Origin of the sequence: Aminobacter sp. NyZ550 (assembly GCF_025628925.2) — a bacterium.
GTDB lineage: Bacteria > Pseudomonadota > Alphaproteobacteria > Rhizobiales > Rhizobiaceae > Aminobacter > Aminobacter ciceronei.
Genome location: NZ_CP114190.1, coordinates 2,388,623 through 2,403,754 on the forward strand (window position 1 = coordinate 2,388,623; position 15,132 = coordinate 2,403,754).

Consider the following 15,132-nt stretch of genomic DNA (forward strand, 5'->3'; position numbering starts at 1 on the left):
AAGAATGCTCCAATACCTTGAAGCGCTGTATTGTGCTTTCCGAAATCCGAATCCGGTATTCGGGCCGATCCGCTAGCCGAAGCGGAGCTTGAGCCCGACGATGGCGAGGATGAAAACCAGCGTGACGATGTTGGACACGATGACCGGCAGCGAGCCGAGTGCGATGCCGTAGACGATCCACAGCGAGATGCCGGTGGCGAGTGTGGCGTTGGTGCCGAGCGAGATGTCGCTTGTCTTGCGCTCCCGCAGGATCTTCATGATCTGCGGCAACCAGCACAAAGTGGTCAGGATGGCGGCGACGGCGCCGACGATTTCAAACAGGGGGTTCAAGACGGGAGCTTCCCAAAAGCACAAATCGTGCGGCGCGAGCTATGCCAGAATCACCGGCTGCTGTGAAGGCAACCGGGCGAGCTGGACCAACGAAACGACGGCGCAAAACGTCGCGGGAGGGTGGCGGCCCGCGCGGAAAAAATCTGTCCACGCCGATGTCGAACGGCGTTTCGTGATCGGCCATTCCGGAATCGGACCTTGGGGTGGCGGCGCGATGACGGCGGTGTGACGCCGGTCAGCGTATGGCTGGCAAGGGCTAGGGCGAGATCGGGGTGATGGCGAAGCATCCAGACATGTGCCGGTTGCGGTCAAATGCGGCGGAAATAAGCCTATGATTACGTTCGATAATTTCACGCTTCGTGATTTGCGTCGGACCATTCCGCAGGTCAGTCTCCATCTCGTTCGGCGGGCCTTGCTACGAGGGCAGGACCAGCCGGGACAGACCTGAACGGGAGCACCAGACATGAACAAGATCCTTGCAACGACCGTCGCTTCGCTCGCCTTCATCGGTGCCGCCTATGCCGCCGAGGTCCAGGGCACGGTCCAGTCGGTCGATCCGGCGACACGCTCGATCACGCTCGACGACGGCAAGACCTATGTCATCCCCGAAACCCTCAAGGTCGACGGCCTGGCCGCCGGCGCCAAGGTCAAGGTAACAGTGGACGACACGACAGGTGCTGTGACCGCGATTGAAGCAGCCTCGTAACGGCCGTCTGCACAGCCGCCCTGCCGGCACTGCCATGCGCCCGGCGGGTTGGGTGAGGTTCTTGAGACCTTCCAAGACGCAGAACCAAACTATGGCCGGCCTCTTCCCGAGGTCGGCTATTTTTCATGCCGCCGGACGGTCGGCTCAGAAGCCGATATTGGCCGCCAGCCAGCTCGACGAGCGTTTTGCTGCGGCAACCGTGCCGGCGGCGGCATCGCTGAGGCCGCTGCGCGCCAGCGCATAGCCATTGGCGGTGCGATAGAGGACCGAGCGTCCGCCTTCGACGATGCCGGCAACGGTGGTCCGCTCGGCTGGCTCGGCTTGCTTGATTTCGGCCGGGGCCGATGCCAACTGCGGCTCGGCAAATACCGTGGTGCGGCAGATGCCGGTCACCAACGGATAGGCGTGGTTGCCTTCTCGCAGGATGCGGCTCTTCATCGCCGCCTCGCAGTCGGCGACTGACGTCCACTGTGCCGGCGTCTCGCCGATATATTCGCAAAGCTTGGCGTCGCAGTCGCAACCGACGATGGTCATGGCGACAAGGGCAGACTTGATCACGGTCCGAATCCTCAAGGATTGTTGACGCCGCGATTTCTCCGCTCCGATCGCGGCGCCAGTTGGCCGCAATCATGGCATGACGGTGGCGTTATGCATGCGCGGCAGCGTTGTAGCCATCCGGCGACATGTTCTTCCGCCAAGGCGGCCGACAGGATGTGAACTTCGCAACCTTTCCCTTGCGCATTTGCCTCTGCGGCTAACAATAAGGCGGAGGCGGCGGCGCGTTGGCTGCCGGGGAGGGTACGTTCGTGAAAGTCGGCGTCGTCAGGAATCCGGTGGCCGGCGGCGGCAGACTGGACACGCATTGGACCGAGGTTGCGGCAGCGCTGACGCAGCGCTTTGGCGAAGTCGAGTTTCGCGAGACGACCGAGCCGGGCGACGGCGCGGTTCTTGCCCGCGACCTGGTGGCGCTTGGCTGCGAACTGGTCGTCGCCGCGGGCGGCGACGGCACGATCAGCGAGGTCGCCGACGGGCTTTTGCAGATGCAGGCCGAAACCGGCGATGCGGCCATTCTCGGCGTGCTGCCCTGCGGCACCGGCTCCGACTTTGCTCGCGGTATGGGCATTCCCGTCGAAATATCTTCGGCGATCGCGCGCATTGCCGAGGGCAGCGACCGTCTGATCGACGCTGGCCGTATCTCCTTCGTCGAGGACCATGGCCGGCTGGCGAGCCGACATTTTGTCAACATCGCCAGTCTCGGCATGTCGGGGGCGACGGTGCGGGCGGTCAACAACGACCGGCGCAAGCGCTGGGTGCCGGCCAAGGCGCTGTTCTTCTGGCGCACGGTGATCGAGTTCGTGCGCTACCGCTTCCAGGACGTACGCATCACCGTCGACGATGGCGAACCGGTCGAGGCCAGGGTGGCGCTCGTGGCGGTGGCCAACGAGCGGTTCTTCGGTGGCGGCATGATGATCGCCCCCGATGCCGTTCCCGATGACGGGCTGTTCGACATCGTCATCCTGCGCGCGGCGAGCAAGCTCAAGCTGATTCTCGACCTGCGCCTGCTTTATGGCGGACGCCACCGCAACCATCCCGCCATCACCATTCTGCGCGGAAGCAAGGTGACGGTCGAGCCTTTGGGCGATCCGCTCGCCAATGCCGCGCTCGTCGACATTGACGGCGAGTCGCCCGGGCATATTCCGGCGACCTACGAAATGGTGGCGAAGGCTTTGAAGGTGAGGTGTTGATTCAAGGGGCTCGGGTTCTGAGTCCGACGATTGGCGTAAGTCGCTGAAATTGAAGAGGTGGAAGCTAGAGCACGTCCCGCAATCGATGAATCGATTGTGAAGTGACGGGCGCGTTCGGTGCTGATTCAACATCTATCTCGATGGAGGTGGAGTATGGGGAAGGCACTGAGCGGAGATCTTCGGTTGCGGGTCTTGAAGGCTTCAGACGAAGGCATGTCGGCGCGCAAGGCGGCGGCGCGGTTCGGGGTGGGCGTATCGAGTGCGATCCGCTGGATTGCGCGGGCGAAGATCGGCGAACTGGCGCCGCGGCCGCAGGGCCGCCGCCGCGCTTCCAGTCTCGACGCGCATGAAGGCTTCATCGTCGGGATGATCGAGGAGCACAAGGACATCACGCTCAACGAGATGGTGGCTCGCCTGGAGGGGGAACAGTCGGTGCGGATCAGCCGCAGCGCGCTGAGCGCCTGGCTTGGCCGGCGCGGCTGGACGTATAAAAAAAGTCCGCGCACGCATTGGAGCAGGACCGCCCCGACATCCTGATGCGCCGCCGTGCCTGGTTCGACGGCCAACTCGACCTCGAGCCGGCGCAGTTGGTGTTCATTGATGAAACCGGACTATCGACCAAGATGGCCCGCCTGCGCGGAAGAGCGCCACGCGGCGAGCGTTGCCGTGCCGGTGTGCCGCATGGCCACTGGAAGACCACCACCTTCACCGGAGCGCTGCGGCTGACAGGCATGACCGCGCCCTTCGTCTACGACGGCGCCATGAACGGCAACGTGTTCCTCGCCTATGTCGAGCAAGTACTGGTCCCGACGCTCAAGCCCGGCGATGTCGTCATCATGGACAATCTGCCCGCTCACAAGGCTGCCGGCATTGGCGATGCGATCGAGGCTGCCGGCGCGAGACTGCTCTACCTGCCGCCCTACAGTCCTGACTTCAACCCCATCGAGAACGCATTCTCGAAGCTCAAGGCTCTGCTGCGCGCAAAGGCCGAGAGAACGATTGCGGCACTGTGGGACGCGGTCGGATCGGTCATCGAACTCTTCACCCCCGCAGAATGCGCCAACTACTTCAAGGCAGCCGGCTATGACCCAGATTAAACAGGATGCGCTCTAAGCTTCCATCGCTCTGACCATGGCTTCTATCTTGGTGGCCTTTTCGAAGTGGTCGAGCTTGTGGGTCCTGATCCACCATTCGGCAGCCTCCATCAGAAGCTCTGGGTCGTCGTTCCTGTTGGCGAAGAAGGCGTAGAAGGACAGTCCGACGTCGGGGCCCTTGGCGGCGATCTTGCGCGCGCAGACGTCGAGGATTTTGGCACGCAGGCTAGGCCGCATCGGAGAATCCTTCTCGGGTGGTGTGGCGAGAGGTAAGTCGAGCCGAGGGCGGTGTCAAAAGGTGCGAGAAGAGGGGCGGTGCCAGGCGCGTTTGGCCGCCCCTTGTGGGAGGCCGATCCGTGAAGCGGAGCTGGGCTCAGAGCCTGGCACCCCCATCCCGGCGCTACGCGCCGACCTTCCCACAAAAGGAAACGTAAGAGGCGTCAGCCTCACAGCTTCGACGGGAATCCCGGCGCGCGCAGGTCGGTGGCCGTCGCGTCCTCCAGGAGCTTGACGATCATCGTCGACCAGGCGTCGCCGCCATAAGCCGCCTTGCCCTGTTCGAAGATGGCGTTGACGCGGGCGGCGAGGTCGAGCGGGACGCTGCTCTCACGGGCCATGGCGAGCGCGAAGCCGAGGTCCTTGAGCGCCAGGTCCATGGTGAAGCCGATGTCATAGGAGCCGTTGAGCACCAGTTGGCTCTCGGTCTCGTGGACGAAGCTGTTGCCCGAGGAGGCAACGATGGCGTGGTAGGCCTGGGCAAGGTCGAGGCCGCCCGTCTTCGCCAGCATCAGCGCCTCGCCGGCGGCGACGAGATGGATGAAGGCGAGCATGTTGGTGATGACCTTGATCACGGCGGCCGAGCCGATCGGCCCCATCAGGAAGGCGCGGGCGCACATCGCCTCAATGGCCGATCGGTGGCGCTCGTAGAGCGCCGCGTCGCCGCCGACAAGTGCAGTGATCTTGCCCTCGGCGGCGAGATGCACGCCGCCTGTGACGGGGCATTCGAGCGTGTAGACGCCGGCCTCAGTGGCCAGGTCGGCAAGGCGCAGGATTTCGTCGCGGCCGTTTGTCGACATCTCGATCCAGGTGCCGCCCTTGGGCAGGCCTGACAGCAACCCGTCGGGGCCGACCAACACCGCCTCGCTAACCCTGGGCGAGGGCAGGCAGGTGATGGCATTGCCGGCGCGGGCGGCCGCGTCCGCAGGGCTTTTTGCAGCGGCGGCACCCCGCGCAACGAGGTGCTCGACGGCTTCGGGGGTTCGGTCGTAGACGACGACCTCGAAGCCGCCGCGCACAAGGCATGCCGCGAGATTGGCGCCGAGATGGCCAAGGCCGATGAAGGCGTAGGCGAGGGGCTGGGTCACGCGCGCCTCACGGCATCAGCGGGGTCTGCACCATCTGCAGGTGCAGGTGGGGACCGTCATATGGATTGGCCTCGCACACCGCCTCGTCGAGCTCGACGCCGAGGCCGGGCTCTTTCGACGGGATGACATGGCCGTCCTGCCATTCGATCTTCTTTTCCAGCAGCTTGGCGTGGAAGCCGTCCCATTGCTTGAGCGATTCGAGGATGAGGAAATTGGGTAGAGTGACGGCGAGCTGGATGTTGGCTGCACCGACGATCGGGCCGCAATAGCAGTGGGGTGCGATCTGGATGTGGTAGGCCTCGGCCATGGCGGCGATCTTCTTGGTCTCGAGAATGCCGCCGGAGCGGCCGAGATCGGGCTGCAGGATAGTGGCGGCGCGGTTTTCGATGACGCGGGCGAACTCGAATTTTGTGGTCAGCCGCTCGCCTGTCGCGATCGGGATCGATGTGCCGCGCGCGACCTGGGCCATCACCTCCGGCATGTCGGGCGGCACCGGTTCTTCGAACCACAAGGGATCGTAGGCCTCGATGGCGCGCGCCATGCGCAGGGCGCCGGATGCGGTGAACTGGCCATGCGTGCCGAACAGGATGTCGGCACGGGTGCCGACGGCCTCGCGGATGGCCTTCAGCATGCGCACCGACAGGTCGATGTCGATGAGGCGGGGCTGGTGGCCGTCATAGGCGGTCCAAGGACCGGCCGGATCGAGCTTCACGGCGTCGAAGCCCTGGTCGACATAGAGAGCTGCACATTCGGCTGCCATGTCGGGGTCGTTGTAGACGTTCTTGGGAGCAACGTCCTCGGTATGGACGCTGCCGGTGTGTGGATAGAGATAGGTATAGGAGCGCAGCGTCTCGTGCACCTGACCGCCGAGCAGCTTGTAGACGGGCTTGCCGGCCTCCTTGCCGACGATGTCCCAGCAGGCCATTTCCAGCGCCGAAAAGCAGCCCATGGCCGAGACGTCGGGGCGCTGGGTGAAGCCGGAGGAATAGCTGCGGCGGAACAGGTTTTCGATGTCGTGCGGGTCCTGTCCCACGAGGTAGCGCTCGGCCATGTCCTCGATCATTCGCGCGGTGACATGGGCGGAGAAGGTGGCGTTGTAGGCCTCGCCATAACCAACGACGCCGCCGTCGGTGGTGAGCTTGACGAAGATGAAATACTTGCCGCCGATGCCGGGCGGCGGGTTATTGACCACGAAGGTCTTGACGTCGGTGATCTTCATCGATGGTCCTCCCGGTCGCGTGACATCGTCGATTTTTGGCGTAGCCCTCAGGGTAAGGATGAGCGGCTGCGCCAACATCGGAAACTGCTCACCCCGCATCCTCCAGCACCAGCTGCGCGCCCTTCCAGCCAGTCATGATCGAGGCGGCGTTGGTGTTGCCGGTGATGTTGTCGGGGAAGATCGAGGCGTCGATGACGCGAAGCCCGGTGAGGCCGTGGACGCGCAACCGCGGATCGACAACCGAGCTCGTCGGATCCGGGCCCATGCGGCAGGTCGACACCGGGTGATAGACGGTGCCCGAGCGCTTGCGGAAATCCTGAATCAGGTCGGCGTCGGAAGTGATTGACGGGCCTGGCAAAACCTCTTCTGCGATGATGTCTGCGATGGGCGATTGCGCAGCGATGCGGCGCAGGAATTTGACCGCGTCGAGCATCTCGGCGACGTCGCTGTTGGTCGAATAGGCGTTGACGGTGATGCGCGGCTGCACGGTCGGATCGGCTGAGCGGATCATGATCTCGCCGCGGCTCGACGGGCGGCAATTGGACAGGCCGATGGAAAAGCCGGGGAAGGGGTCGGGCGTCAGGATCGGGCGCTCGCCGGCCTTGGGCAGCACGGTGGAAAAGACCTGGAAATAGAGTTGCATGTTGGGGCGGGCGCGGCTCAAGTCGGTGCGGAAGAAGCCGCCACCCTGGTTCATGCTCATCGACAGCGGGCCCGAGCGCAGCAGAAGATACTGCATGCCCGCCAGTGCCTTGCCCCACCACGGGCGCAACAGCTGGTTGAGGGTCGGCACCTTGGCCTTCCAGGTGTAGTTGATGCCCTGGTGGTCCTGCAGGTTTCGACCGACATGTTCGTTTGCGTGCAGCACATCGATGCCGAGATCGGCGAGCAGGGCTGCTGGGCCGATGCCGGAGAGCTGCAGCAACTGCGGCGTGTTGACCGAACCACCCGACAGGATCACTTCGCGCCCGGCGCGGGCCGTCTGCTTGGCACCGTTCTGCAGATATTCGACGCCGCAGACGCGCTTGCCCTCGAACAGCACCTTGGTGACCAGTGCATCTGTCTCGACGGTGACGTTGGCGCGCTTCATCGCCGGGCGCAGGAAGCCGCGCGCCGCCGACATGCGGCGGCCGCCTTGGGTGGTGATTTGATAAACACCGACGCCCTCTTGGGCCGCACCGTTGAAGTCCTGATTCAAGGGCAGGCCGGCCGCTTGCGCGGCAGACAGGAAGCGATGGGTCAGCGGATGGACGTTCTTCCTGTTGTCGGTGACGTGGATCGGACCGCCAATGCCCCGCAGGTCGGTGCCGCCTGCCTGGTTGTCTTCGATCGCCCTGAAGGCTGGCAGGAGATCGTCAAAACCCCAGCCCGGATTGCCGGCCTCGCGCCAGGCGTCGAAGTCTTCGGCAGCCCCCCGGATCCAGACCATGGCGTTGATCGAGCTCGACCCGCCGAGGATTTTTCCACGTGGCCAGTGGTCCTTGTTGCCGGCAAGGCCGGGGTCGGCTTCGGCCGCGTAATTCCAGTTCACCTTGGGGTCGAAGAAGGTTTTGCCGTAGCCGAGCGGCATCTGGACGAAGAAGCGGCGGTCGGTGCCGCCGGCCTCGAGAACCAGCACCGAGAAGCGTCCGCTCGCCGACAGCCGCTCGGCCACCACCGAACCGGCGGAGCCCGAGCCCACTACAATGAAATCGAACGTCTGCATGCTGTCGGCTGCCTGTCGAAATTCCACGATGCGGTCAGACTATCGCCTCAGTCGCAGGCTTCGGCGTCGGTTGCGGCATGGCCTGTGAAAAATACGACCGGGCGATGCAAGAGATGCGTCGTTGACGCGGCTGCTGCCACGACGATACGGGTGGTCAGAGGAAATTCTGAGGGAAAAGACGATGGTTCAGTATGCCGATGGCCAGCCGACGGGCGAGCTCACGCTGCGGACGCTGGCGATGCCAGCCGACGCGAATGCAGCCGGCGACATCTTCGGCGGCTGGGTCATGGCGCAGATGGACCTTGCCTGCGGAATTCGCGCCGCCGAGCGCGCGCGCGGTCGCGTGGTGACGGCAGCGGTCAAGGAAATGGCCTTCGCCAAGCCGATGAAGATCGGCGACACTTTGTGCATCTACACCCATGTCGAGCGTGTCGGCCGCACCTCGATGACGCTCAAGGTCGAGGCCTGGGCGCAGCGTTATCTCTCCGACCTGATGGAAAAGGTGACCGACGCCGATTTCATCATGGTAGCGCTGGACGGGCAGGGCAAGCCGAAGCCGGTGCCGGCGGAGTAGGCGCGCGTCCCTCAAGGCTTGAGCCGCGTGCGTCGGCGGTGTCAGCACTTCACCTGCCCATGGATGCAATGCGCTGGCTCTAATGTCCGGCGCTGCCACGGTTCTCATCCTGAGGTGTGAGCCGGCAGGGCTAATGTGATTTTGGCGCGGCGTGCGCGGCGAGCTCTCAAAGGGCGCAGCGAAGATGCCGCCGCGCGCGTCACTCCACCGTCGTATCGAACTTCATCCGTGCCTCGGCGACACGGGCCTGGTTGAGCCTCGCCCACTCGCCGAGCGCGAACACCGGCACCAGCAGTTCGCGGCCAAGGTCGGTGAGCTCGTAGTCGACGCGCGGCGGGATTGTCGGGAAGACGGTGCGGGTGACGAAGCCGTCGCGCTCCAGGCCGCGCAGGGTGGTGGTCAGCATCTTCTGTGAAATGCCACCGACGGCGTGGCGCAGTTCGTTGAAGCGCATCGGACCGTCGCCGAGCTTGCCGACGACGAGCACCGTCCATTTGTCGCCGACGCGCTGCAGGATATCGCTGACGGCGCGGCAATCCTCGGTGCGGTGCGGGTGCCTCGGTATCAAAAAAGTGCCTCCTTGTGCGGTTGATTTTCAGTCACCTATATAGCGTCGGTATCCATTTGTTACCAGTGTCGTTCAGATACTCACGCCCGAAAGGTTCCTACCATGTCCAAACCCAAGATCGCCATCGTCGTCGGCTCGACGCGCGCCGCACGCTTCGCCGACACGCCGGTGGAGTGGATTGCCAGGATCGCAAAATCCCACGCCGATATCGAGGTCGAAATCGTCGACCTCCGGGATTTCCCGCTGCCCTTCTTCGACGAGGTCGCCTCGTCCGCCTGGGTGCCGTCGCAGAACGAGGTTGCCCAGCGCTGGCAGAAGAAGGTGGCCGAGTTCGATGGCTACATCTTCACTGCCGCCGAATACAATCACGGTCCGACCGCCGTGCTGAAGAACGCGCTCGATTATGCGGCCACCGAATGGAACAAGAAGCCGGCCGGTTTCGTCGGTTATGGCGGTGTCGGCGGGGCGCGGGCCGTCGAGCAGCTGCGCATGCATGCGGTGGAACTGCAGATGGCGCCGACCAAGGCCGCCGTGCACATCGTCTGGGCAGACTTCCTGGCTGTGCGCCAGGGCGAGAAGCAACTCTCCGACTTTGAGCACCTCAACCAGTCGGCGAACGGGCTGGTCTCCGAGATTGCCTGGTGGGCCAAGGCGCTGAAGGTCGCGCGCGAGGCCGACGTTCTTGCCGAAGAAGCCAAGGCTGCCTGAGCAGCTTCGGACCTTTTCCTCCCAAGGGAGTCTGGGGCGGCCTTGTGCCGCCCTCAGACTGCTGACAAACCCCGTCGAATTTCGGCGGGGTTTTGTTTTGTGGGTTGATTGAGCTTTTGGATTGATGTCGGGGAGCAGATGCCAAGGCCGTTGCGAGCCGGCTTTGGCCTCATGCGAGGCTTGGTTTTGGCTTTGGCCAGAGGCTGATTGCGATCTTTTTCATGTTCTGGGCGGCGGCTGCGATCAGGCACTGGCAGGCGACGCGTGTTCGCCCTCGGAAGCGGGCATAGCGATGGCCGAAGAGCTGCTTGGCATCGGCGAAGGATCGCTCGACCGTCTCCTTGCGGCGTCGATAGATCGCCTTGCCCCATGCGGTTAAGCGGTTGGCATCGACCCGCTCGCGGACATCCTGCCAGACATGGCGCGTGATGGTGCGCTCGGCCTTGGCGTTTGATGTGCAAGACGCCAGCAGCGGACAGTTGCGGCAGATCGTCGGGTCGCTCCTGTAGTGGCGATAACCGCCGCGATCGGTGGTGGCGTAAGTGAGCAACTGGCCCTGCGGGCAACGATAGCCGTCAAGGTCCGGCTCATGGACGAAAGCGCCCTTCCTCATCTTGCCAGGCTTTGGCCGGGTCGGGTTGCGATAGCCGACGACACCGTGGATGTTCCTGTCCTCCAGGCCCTTGGCGATGCCTGGCGTGGCATAGCCGGCATCCAGCCCCGCCGCCGTGACGTCGAAGCCGAAACGCTCCACCTGGCGGTCGAGCCGGTCGAGATAGACGATCGAGTCATGCACGTTGGCCGGCGTGGCAAACGTGTCGGTGATGATGCCGAAGCCGCCATCCACCGTGCGGTGATCGAGATAAAAGAAGCCCTTCGGCTTGCCCTCGCGCACCATATAGCCAGCCTCAGGATCGGTGCGCGAGACCTTCGTCTCTTTCACCGCAGGCTGCCGCTCCTGCTCCTTCAGCGCCTTCTGGCCGTGCAACGCCCGTTCGGCATCGATCGCCCGGTCGAGCTCGCCCCAGTAGTCGGCACGCGACTTGGCGACCATGGCAAGGTCGTACTTGCCCTTGTTGGCATTGGCCTTCAGGTGCGTGCTGTCGGTGTAGAGCACCGTGCCGTCGACCAAGCCTGCCCCGATCGCCTGCTCGACAATGCGGTCGAAGATCGCCTGCGCGATCGTCTCGTCCTGGTAGCGCCGGCGTCGGTTCTGCGACAATGTCGAGGCGTCGAACACCTTGTCCGTCAGCTTCAGCCGCAGGAACCACCGGTAGGCGACATTGACCTCGATCTCTCGCACCAATTGCCGCTCCGAGCGCACCCCGAACAGGTAGCCGATGAACAGCGCCTTGAACATCAAGGTCGGATCAAGTGGCGGGCGACCATTGTCGGCGCAGTAAAGCGGCGCTGTCAGATCGTGGATGAACGAGAAATCGATAACACCATCGATCTTGCGCAGAAGGTGATCAACTGGAACCAGTTGATCGAGCGTGACGATCTCAAGTGCGGTTTGTTCAGGGCCGGCTCGCTTCAACATCACCCACTGAATCACAAACCCCCAACTCTCGCCAGGGGTTTGTCAGCAGTCTGGGGGCGGCCTTGTGCCGCCCTTTTTCGTTGTGCCTTTGGGGCACCTGCCATGCCGTGACAGCCAAGAGTCAGACACGGTCCAAAACCATGACGGCAAAACGTCGGCCCAAGACCATCACCAAGCCTCGCAACGCGAGCTGCAGTGGCTCAGCGGCCCGGTGTATCCGGGCCAGCACCAACCCGGTCGCTGTGTCAGCCGGGCAGCTTCGACGCCAGCACCTTGTCGATGCGGCGGCCGTCGAGGTCGACGACCTCGAAGCGCCAGCCCTGCGCGTCGACGCATTCGCCGGTCGCGGGCAGGTGATGCATATGCGACAGGACGTAGCCGGCGACGGTTTCGTAGTCGCGGTTCTCCGGCAGGTCGATGCCGAGCTGGTCGGCCATCTCGTCGGCCTGCATGTAGCCGGCGAGCAGCCAGGAGCCGTCCTCGCGCTGGACGGCATTGTCGACGTCGTCCTCGTCGAGGTCGGAGCGGAACACGCCGGTGATGGCTTCAAGGATGTCGGCGGGCGAAACGACGCCTTCGAAATGGCCATATTCGTCATGGACCAGCGCCATCGGCACGTCGGACTGCTTGAGGGTGGCGAGCACGTCGAGCGCGTCGGCCTGATCGTGCACGATGGGTGCTGTGCGGACATGCTTACGCGGGTCGAAAGCACGGCCGGCAAGCAGCGAGGCGAGCAGTTCGCGGGTCTGGATGACGCCGACCATGGCGTCGACGGAGCCTTCGCCTGCGGGCAGGCGAGAGTGCTGGGTTTCCATCAGGAGCTTGCGGGTGGCGGCCTCTTCGGCCTGCAGATTGATCCAGTCGACTTCGGTGCGCGGGGTCATGACGGCGCGCACGGCGCGGTCACCCAGGCGCATGACGCCAGCGATCATGCGGCGTTCGTCGGATTCGATGGTGCCATGATGCTCGGCCTCGGCGACCAGCATCTTGATCTCCTCGTCTGTGACCTTTTCCTCGCTCTCGCCGCGCTGACCGAGAAGCCAGAGCACCGAGCGGCCGGAAATGTCGAGCAGCCAGACCAGCGGCAGCGCGACCTTGGCAAGCAGCGACATGGCGGGGGCGACGCGAGAGGCGACGCCTTCGGGGTCGCGCAGGGCGATCTGCTTGGGCACGAGTTCGCCGATGATCAGCGAGCCATAGGTGATGATGGCAACGACGATGCCGACGCCCAGCGCATTGGACGCGCCGGCACTCATGCCGTTGGCGGCGAGAAAGCCGCTCAGTCGTTCGCCGAGCGTGGCGCCCGAGAATGCGCCGGAGAGAACGCCGACGAGGGTGATGCCAATCTGCACCGACGACAGGAATTTGCCCGGGTTTGCGCCGAGTTCTAGTGCGCGCCCGGCGCCCTTGACGTTGCGGTCGATCATCGCCTTGAGGCGGGCTGGACGGGAAGAAACGATGGCAAGTTCGGACATTGCCAGAAGGCCGTTCACACAGATGAGGACGACCACGATAGCGATTTCAGCGTATAACATGATGCTCGCTGCATAGCATTGCTTAAGGCCTTTCGAAAAGACGGCAGCAAAAATACTCTTCCCCAGCGGCACAAGAGCGGGTCGAGGCTGGGGCTATCTGTCAGGCACCAGAACTGCCATCAGCATCTTTCCGTCGGTGTAATAGGGGTCACCCTCGCCATTGCGGCCGGCCTTGGTCAGGCCGATGCCTGACATCGTCTTTACCTCGATGATGCGTCCGGCCGATGTCAGATCGCCGATCAGCGAATCGCGCTCGGCATCGATGTCGGGTCCGATGTGATGGGTGACGGCGCCGGTGTCGTGGCTGACGCCTATGCCGCGATCGAAGCTCGCCGCACCGTACCAGGTCGGGCGCCCGTCGGCACCGGGCGTGAAGGTCAGCCACAGCCGAACATGGTGGCGGACGTCGGCGCTTTTGCCGACAGGCTTTTCGAATGCGAGATCCTGGCGCCGGCCGTTGAACAAGAGCGTGCTGACGGGCGCGTCGGCATAAGGCCGGTCGAGCAGCACGCTTTCGCCGATTTCCAGCGCTGATTTCACCGACAGTTTGTCGGCGCGATCCCAGCCGGCGGCGGCAAACGCGGCGGTCACGTCCAGCTCGCTGCCGACGAGGCCGATATTGATCGGGTCACCCGGGATGCCTTGTTCCGTCGTGGTGAGCAGCGATTCAGGCCGGGGGCCGTCGCGCAGGAAACGGAGCGACCAGAATTCAGGAGCCGCGAAATAGGCGAGCGCGAGATAGCTCACGCAGAGCGCAATGAACCAAAGGGTCGCCTGTCGGTGCAGTTTTCCCCGTAGCATCAAACCCCGCTGCCGATGGGTCGAGCCAAAGCAGTGGCGCGACATTGAACTCGGGACAAATCATGGGTTGCATCGGCAGATTAAGTATTAGAGATGTCTTTTGTAAAGCGCATCTTGCCTGGCTTCATGACACGTGGCGCGCAAACGCTAGCGGCAGGCGCGGTACCCGTTGCGGCGCTGCTTGATGTCGAAGTGGAAATGGTTGCGGTGGTCATAATTGTAGCCGGGGCCAAGCACGGTGTTGAAATAGCTGCAGCCGTCGGCGCGAATGGTGTTGAGGAAGCCGCGGGTGCGGAAGGCGAACAGGCCGGGCTTTTCGACGTCGATGTCGCGGCCGCTGTTCAGCTCGATGCGCATGATGTCCAACGCATTGCCCTTGCCATGTTCTGACAGGGTGCGGGTGCCGGCGATCTTGCGGCAGGAATAGCTCGAGCCCTGGTGGATGGTCTTGACGCCGGAGAAATAGCGCAGCCGGGCGGAGGGGACGAGGTCGCGCTTGGTCCAGGCGGCGAAACTGGCGGCCATCTGGCAGGTGACGACAGCTGCCGGCTTCATCTGCACCGAGCCGATGGCCGACACCTTGACCGGATAGTCGATGCCGCAGGCGGCACCGTCGCGGATCGGCGGCAGGTCGCGGTAGGTGACGTCGAGTTTCTTCAGGTCGCTGCGGCAGTCAACCTCGTCGGCCGGCATGACGGCAGGCCGTATCGGCGCACTTTGTGGCTCGTTGGAGGGATCGTCGAGCTTGGGATAGGCGACCATATAGGGGTTGGACGGCACCAGCGTCTGCATGCCGCGCCCCTGGGCAGGCGCGAGCGCGGCGGTCTGCACAGGCTGTGGCGCTTCAGGCTGGATCTGCTCGAACTGCGCGGCCTGTGCGTCGAGCGTCGGCTCGATCATGGGCGCCGCCTGCGCGACAAGCGCCGGATCGGACTGTGGCTCGACAATGACAGGAGCGGCCTGTACGGGGCCGAGCGACGCTGTCTGGGAGCCGACATCGACGGCGGGCTGGAGCGCGAACACATCGCCCGATGTGCATGAGCTGAGGCCGAGGCCGACGGCGACAAGGGTCGTGGCGAGCAGCAGCGTGCGCTGGCGCGCGGCTCGCGGCGATCCGACCGGGATGGTGGCGCGCGAATCTGCGGCCATGCGAAGGCTCCTGTCCCCTTGAGGGAATAAGCCTAGCCGCCAAGGGTAAAGGAAAGATCAGCGGCAGCGTTTACGGCTGGGGCCGAATTGCGGC

General features: G+C 64.0%; 16 protein-coding genes. 5 read left to right on the plus strand and 11 right to left on the minus strand.

Annotated elements, in window-relative coordinates:
- Nucleotides 1-72: 72 nt before the first annotated feature.
- Nucleotides 73-330: a SemiSWEET family sugar transporter gene (locus tag N7E70_RS11795; RefSeq protein ID WP_263006447.1), complete on the minus strand. Its 258-nt coding sequence runs from the start codon at nucleotides 328-330 to the stop codon at nucleotides 73-75.
- A 463-nt stretch (nucleotides 331-793) separates the two neighbouring features.
- Between N7E70_RS11795 and N7E70_RS11800 the strand changes: the two genes are divergently transcribed.
- Entirely contained in the window at nucleotides 794-1,036 is a 243-nt protein-coding gene (locus N7E70_RS11800; protein ID WP_067959585.1) for a DUF1344 domain-containing protein, read from the plus strand.
- Nucleotides 1,037-1,180: 144 nt separating this feature from the next.
- Here N7E70_RS11800 and N7E70_RS11805 read toward each other — a convergent pair whose 3' ends face one another.
- The gene (locus tag N7E70_RS11805) at nucleotides 1,181-1,594 is read right to left on the minus strand and encodes a hypothetical protein (RefSeq protein ID WP_192315124.1); all 414 of its coding nucleotides are present in this window, start codon (nucleotides 1,592-1,594) and stop codon (nucleotides 1,181-1,183) included.
- A 248-nt stretch (nucleotides 1,595-1,842) separates the two neighbouring features.
- Between N7E70_RS11805 and N7E70_RS11810 the strand changes: the two genes are divergently transcribed.
- The gene (locus N7E70_RS11810; protein ID WP_263006448.1) at nucleotides 1,843-2,781 is read left to right on the plus strand and encodes a diacylglycerol/lipid kinase family protein; all 939 of its coding nucleotides are present in this window, start codon (nucleotides 1,843-1,845) and stop codon (nucleotides 2,779-2,781) included.
- Between the two features lie 153 nt (nucleotides 2,782-2,934).
- A protein-coding gene (locus N7E70_RS11815; protein WP_263005224.1) for an IS630 family transposase occupies nucleotides 2,935-3,878 on the plus strand; the annotation gives its coding sequence in 2 pieces (ribosomal slippage) (nucleotides 2,935-3,271 and nucleotides 3,271-3,878; 945 coding nt in all).
- Nucleotides 3,879-3,890: 12 nt separating this feature from the next.
- On the opposite strand, the gene N7E70_RS11820 is transcribed toward N7E70_RS11815, so the two are convergent.
- From N7E70_RS11820 to N7E70_RS11835, 4 genes are all read right to left on the minus strand, one after another.
- Complete coding sequence (locus tag N7E70_RS11820) at nucleotides 3,891-4,112, minus strand: DUF6500 family protein (protein WP_263006449.1); 222 nt, start codon at nucleotides 4,110-4,112, stop codon at nucleotides 3,891-3,893.
- Nucleotides 4,113-4,321: 209 nt separating this feature from the next.
- Nucleotides 4,322-5,239, minus strand: coding sequence for an NAD(P)-dependent oxidoreductase (locus N7E70_RS11825; protein WP_263006450.1), 918 nt, complete (start codon nucleotides 5,237-5,239; stop codon nucleotides 4,322-4,324).
- Nucleotides 5,240-5,246: 7 nt separating this feature from the next.
- Nucleotides 5,247-6,458 carry a mandelate racemase/muconate lactonizing enzyme family protein gene (locus N7E70_RS11830; protein WP_263006451.1) on the minus strand — a complete coding sequence of 404 codons (1,212 nt, stop codon included), beginning with the start codon at nucleotides 6,456-6,458 and terminating at the stop codon, nucleotides 5,247-5,249.
- Between the two features lie 88 nt (nucleotides 6,459-6,546).
- On the minus strand, nucleotides 6,547-8,163 hold the full coding sequence (locus tag N7E70_RS11835) for a GMC family oxidoreductase (RefSeq protein ID WP_263006452.1): 1,617 nt from the start codon (nucleotides 8,161-8,163) through the stop codon (nucleotides 6,547-6,549).
- Nucleotides 8,164-8,344: 181 nt separating this feature from the next.
- Here N7E70_RS11835 and N7E70_RS11840 point away from each other — a divergent pair, with 181 nt between their 5' ends.
- A complete protein-coding gene (locus N7E70_RS11840) occupies nucleotides 8,345-8,737 on the plus strand; it encodes an acyl-CoA thioesterase (protein ID WP_154384803.1) in 393 nt (130 codons plus the stop codon).
- 199 nt (nucleotides 8,738-8,936) lie between these two features.
- Here N7E70_RS11840 and N7E70_RS11845 read toward each other — a convergent pair whose 3' ends face one another.
- Nucleotides 8,937-9,305 carry a winged helix-turn-helix transcriptional regulator gene (locus N7E70_RS11845; protein ID WP_067959608.1) on the minus strand — a complete coding sequence of 123 codons (369 nt, stop codon included), beginning with the start codon at nucleotides 9,303-9,305 and terminating at the stop codon, nucleotides 8,937-8,939.
- A gap of 102 nt (nucleotides 9,306-9,407) precedes the next feature.
- On the opposite strand from N7E70_RS11845, the gene N7E70_RS11850 reads away from it, so the two are divergent.
- The gene (locus tag N7E70_RS11850; protein WP_154384804.1) at nucleotides 9,408-10,013 is read left to right on the plus strand and encodes an NADPH-dependent FMN reductase; all 606 of its coding nucleotides are present in this window, start codon (nucleotides 9,408-9,410) and stop codon (nucleotides 10,011-10,013) included.
- Between the two features lie 169 nt (nucleotides 10,014-10,182).
- Here N7E70_RS11850 and N7E70_RS11855 read toward each other — a convergent pair whose 3' ends face one another.
- The 4 genes from N7E70_RS11855 to N7E70_RS11870 form a co-directional block, all read right to left on the minus strand.
- The gene (locus tag N7E70_RS11855) at nucleotides 10,183-11,553 is read right to left on the minus strand and encodes an IS1182 family transposase (RefSeq protein ID WP_192316544.1); all 1,371 of its coding nucleotides are present in this window, start codon (nucleotides 11,551-11,553) and stop codon (nucleotides 10,183-10,185) included.
- Nucleotides 11,554-11,798: 245 nt separating this feature from the next.
- The gene (locus N7E70_RS11860; RefSeq protein ID WP_263006453.1) at nucleotides 11,799-13,088 is read right to left on the minus strand and encodes a hemolysin family protein; all 1,290 of its coding nucleotides are present in this window, start codon (nucleotides 13,086-13,088) and stop codon (nucleotides 11,799-11,801) included.
- A gap of 93 nt (nucleotides 13,089-13,181) precedes the next feature.
- Nucleotides 13,182-13,889, minus strand: coding sequence for an LssY C-terminal domain-containing protein (locus N7E70_RS11865; protein WP_067966277.1), 708 nt, complete (start codon nucleotides 13,887-13,889; stop codon nucleotides 13,182-13,184).
- A 147-nt stretch (nucleotides 13,890-14,036) separates the two neighbouring features.
- Nucleotides 14,037-15,038, minus strand: a complete 1,002-nt coding sequence (locus tag N7E70_RS11870) for an extensin-like domain-containing protein (protein ID WP_263006454.1) — start codon at nucleotides 15,036-15,038, stop codon at nucleotides 14,037-14,039.
- Nucleotides 15,039-15,132 lie beyond the last annotated feature (94 nt).